Here is a 2,460-nt window from a genome sequence, read left to right as displayed (position 1 = left end):
CCGAAACGGCGCCTTTCATCAGAGCCGCGTGCCCCTTCCTACGCCCTCATACCAAAATCACTCGGTTTTTCGAGGTGCCCAGATGGGGCAATTTAGATATTACCGCTCGTGCAATCATCCGTCGATCACGGGCAGTTCGATGAAGGAGGGGTGATCGGCGTCATGCCGGATGCGCTGCCGCGCTACTTCGGATCGCGCACTGTCCTGATCGCCGGTGTTGAGGTTGCGATCCCACCGGGGGAATGAACTGCTGGTGACGTGCACCCGAATACGATGTCCGGGCAGGAACACGTTGCTCGTCGACCAAAGGTCGATCTCGTGGGTACCGGCACGATCGGCTCCTTCGTGCACCCGGATGATGCCGTCGCACAGGTTGAACGACTGGCCGTTGGGATGCACGTCACACAGGCGCGCCACCCAATCGGTCGATGGCGCGGAACTTACGCAGTTCAGGACGACGCGGACGCGCCCGGTGACTTCGAGCTCCTGTTCGAGGGGCGGGGACGTGAAGACGCAGACATCCTGTCTTGCCTCGACCGACCCCTGTTCCTTGGGCCCGGGTGGGAAAGCCCCCGCCATGACGAGATGGCCGCCCACGGTCAGCACGGGATCGGACGGATCATAGACGAACTCCGTGGCGACCTCGTCGGAAGATGGCCCGGCTGGTGTCAGCGAGCCGTCGGCGCGCAGGAAATGGCGCTGAACCTTGGCGCGCGCCGGCGGCCATTCGTTTTCGTCGCGCCAAACATTGCGCCCCATCACAAAGATGCGGACCTTGGACTCGGGGAGGTGAATATCGGCACCCGCTTCGAGATGCCGCCGAAACCAGGCGAGTTGAAACGCGTTGAGGTCGCCATAGGGATAGGACGCCACGCCGAGACGGCGGGAGGCGAGGCCGAAGCTCAGATCGCCGACCTTGTCGCCGAACTCGCTATGCGACCACGGCCCGACCACCAGTCGCGCGTCGCGTCCGAGGCGGGGCATCTCGGCGAAATTGTCGAGCGTTCCTTGCAGGAAGATGTCGTACCATCCCCCCGTATGGAAGCTCGGGACAGCGATCCGGTCATGCTGTCCCGCCACCTGGCACCAGTTGACGCTATCCGGATCGTCGAGGGCGCGGAACGCGCCTAGGCCCGGGAGTTTGTGGCGCCCAAGCATGACGCCACGGCGCACCGGCAGATCCCAATAGCCGTCTGTCGCAAGAGCTTCATAGTCAGCCAGGATCGCACCCATGCGGCCGACGCGCTCCTCCATGGGGATCGGCAATTTCATCACATAGTCGGGACCCATCAGCAGCGTCCAGGCCAGCTCAAGACCCAGCTCGATGGCGCCGCCCCTGGCGTAGAGACCATCCATGGGATCGCGCCAGGTGACCATGGGCGAAATCGCCGCCAGCGAGGGCGACTGCGCCAGCGCGGCCATCCACTGGGTGTTACCGAAATAGCTGGCCCCGAACATCCCCACGCGCCCGTTGGATCCAGACAGTTTCGCGGCCCATTCGACCGAATCATAGCCATCGTCGCGTTCGAATCGGAAAGATTGGGTCTCACCTTCCGAGACGAAGCGGCCGCGCGTGTCCTGCATCACGACCAGAAAACCCTGGCGGGCCGTTTGAACGGGATCAAGCAGTTCCACAGCCATAGGCAGATCTTTACCGTATGGCGAACGGGCGAGAAGCACGGGCCAGGCGCCCGGTCCCTCGGGCCTGTAGACATTGGCGCGGAGTACCGTCCCATCTCGCATGCGCGAGGGAACGTCGAATTCCACGTTAACCTTGGCCGCCCGCGACGGCGTATCGGCTTTAACGGGTGGGGTCATGATCTTCCTTTAATTGCCAGTTGAATATGCGCGCAATCCGGCACAATAGGTCGTACCGAGAGGCATGGCCGTTAACCGGTTCGAGACATATTGCTTGTCGACAAGATTGTTCACGTAAAAGCCGATGCGGAGGTTTTCGCCGGGTGTCTCGCGTAAACCGAGGCGCCGTGGCACCCCCACTAAGTCCTAGAACTAGCCGAAAAAAAGCCGGCATCGATGGTGAAATTCGTGCCCGGACTCACTGCTGCAATGCCGGAAACCTTGGTCAAACCCGGACTTCGGGACGGCATCGGCCTTTACTGCGGTCACAGCGTCCTGCAATTTAGCCACTACCGAACCAGATTGTGCATAGCATCTGGAAATCGGCATTGTGTTTATCGCAACGGCCACTGGTCGAAATATATTCATCGAGCCTCTCCGTTTGTGCCTGCTTTGCCGCAGGCGTCTTGATTTTCTGAAATAATGGACCCACGGCGCCGGCCAGTCCAATAAGTACTTCGCCATGATTGAGAGCCCGATCGGAAATTAAGTTGAGTGGTATCAGCAGGTTAGCTTGACGGCCTGACCTGTCGTTGATTCATGGGTTTCGCCAAAAACTACCATGGATTCAACGATGTGGACCGATACCACTCGCGCCCTTCA

At 60.5% G+C, this 2,460-nt stretch carries 1 protein-coding gene; it reads right to left on the bottom strand.

Annotation, left to right across the window (positions count from 1 at the left end):
- Positions 1-114: 114 nt before the first annotated feature.
- Positions 115-1,818: a CocE/NonD family hydrolase gene (locus tag AAC640_RS18315; RefSeq protein ID WP_340268889.1), complete on the bottom strand. Its 1,704-nt coding sequence runs from the start codon at positions 1,816-1,818 to the stop codon at positions 115-117.
- Between the last annotated feature and the right edge of the window lie 642 nt (positions 1,819-2,460).

It is taken from the genome of Sphingobium mellinum (genome assembly GCF_037860795.1).
GTDB classification, from domain to species: domain Bacteria; phylum Pseudomonadota; class Alphaproteobacteria; order Sphingomonadales; family Sphingomonadaceae; genus Sphingobium; species Sphingobium mellinum.
This window is presented reverse-complemented; position numbering and strand designations above follow the sequence as displayed.

Coding starts and splice junctions, on each gene's coding strand:
- AAC640_RS18315 (WP_340268889.1), bottom strand. CDS start 1,818: ATGACCCCACCCGTTAAAGCCGATACGCCGTCGCGGGCGGCCAAGGTT.